Origin of the sequence: Paraburkholderia sp. SIMBA_030, assembly GCF_046535245.1 — a bacterium.
In the GTDB taxonomy this organism is placed as follows: domain Bacteria; phylum Pseudomonadota; class Gammaproteobacteria; order Burkholderiales; family Burkholderiaceae; genus Paraburkholderia.
Window position 1 is genome coordinate 1 of sequence record NZ_JAWRXB010000987.1, and the last position, 257, is coordinate 257.

1 protein-coding gene is annotated in these 257 nt (G+C 63.8%); it reads right to left on the reverse strand.

What is annotated here, in order from left to right; all coding sequences use genetic code 11:
• A partial coding sequence (locus SB772_RS42970) for a hypothetical protein (RefSeq protein WP_410838892.1) occupies positions 1–257 on the reverse strand: 257 nt, incomplete at both ends.

Consider the following 257-nt stretch of genomic DNA (forward strand, 5'->3'; position numbering starts at 1 on the left):
GTTCGATCAGTTGCAGGTTGGCGCACCGCACCGGCCGCGCCGAACCGGACAACGGCGTCAGGCGAAACGGTAGCGCCTCGCGGTAGTGCAGGGCACTGGCATAGGGCGCAGGCAACCACGTGTCATTAAAACGCCCGCCGAGCCAGCCTTCCGGGGTTTCCAGCAGGCACTCTTCGGCAATTTCCTGAATCGCCGTGTGCAGCGGCAGGTTCAGTTCATGGGCCGGTACGTACCCGGAGATCAGCTTGAGCACCACG